This is a genomic window from Actinotalea sp. C106 (assembly GCF_023630195.1).
In the GTDB taxonomy this organism is placed as follows: domain Bacteria; phylum Actinomycetota; class Actinomycetes; order Actinomycetales; family Cellulomonadaceae; genus Actinotalea.
In genome coordinates this window covers 1-881 of sequence record NZ_JALPKN010000566.1, presented here as the reverse complement: position 1 = coordinate 881, position 881 = coordinate 1, and the positions used below count along the sequence as shown (strand labels likewise).

General features: G+C 75.3%; 1 protein-coding gene. It reads right to left on the bottom strand.

Features of this window, described 5'->3' with window-relative positions; all coding sequences use genetic code 11:
• A partial coding sequence (gene purD / locus L0B03_RS18520) for a phosphoribosylamine--glycine ligase (RefSeq protein ID WP_250448566.1) occupies window positions 1-881 on the bottom strand: 881 nt, incomplete at both ends.

Sequence of the window (881 nt, the reverse complement as noted above, 5' to 3'; positions counted from 1 at the left end):
TCCCGGCGTGCAGCACGTGCACGCCCGGCAGGGCCTCGGCCGCGGCCACGCCCTCGATCTCGTCCCCCGCGCGGACCGCCCCCGGGTAGCCGTGGGCCGCGATCACCACGGTCACCGCAGCGTCCTCCGACCAGCGCAGCGGGGGCTGCTGGTCCAGGCGTCCGGTCGCCGCCGCGAGCAGCTCCTCGCACAGCGACGAGTCGAGCCGCGCGAGCACCACCTGAGTCTCGGGGTCCCCGAACCGGGCGTTGAACTCGATGACCCGCAGCCCGCGCGAGGTGAGCGCGAGCCCGCAGTACAGCACCCCGGCGAAGGGCGTCCCGCGTCGGAACATCTCGTCGATCGTCGGCTGGGCGACCCTCGCGACGACCTCCTCGACCAGGTCCTCCGGGGCCCAGGGCAGCGGGGAGTACGCCCCCATGCCACCGGTGTTGGGCCCCTCGTCGCCGTCCAGGGCTCGCTTGAAGTCCTGCGCGGGGGCCAGGGGAACCACGGTCCGCCCGTCGCTCAGGCAGAACAGCGAGATCTCGGGCCCGTCGAGGAACTCCTCGATGACCACGGCCGCACCGGCCCCGCGGGCCAGGCAGCGCTCGGCGTGGCTCAGGGCCTCGTCGCGGTCCTCGGTGACGACCACGCCCTTGCCCGCGGCGAGCCCGTCGTCCTTGACCACGTAGGGCGGGCCGAAGGCGTCGAGGGCCTCGCCCACCTGCGCGAGGTCGGTGCACACGTGGGCCATGGCGGTCGGCACCTCAGCCGTGGCCATGACCTCCTTGGCGAAGGCCTTGGACCCCTCGAGGGCGGCGGCCGCGGCGCTCGGGCCGAAGCAGGGCACCCCGGCCTCGCGCACCGCGTCGGCCACCCCGGCGACCAACGGCGCCTCG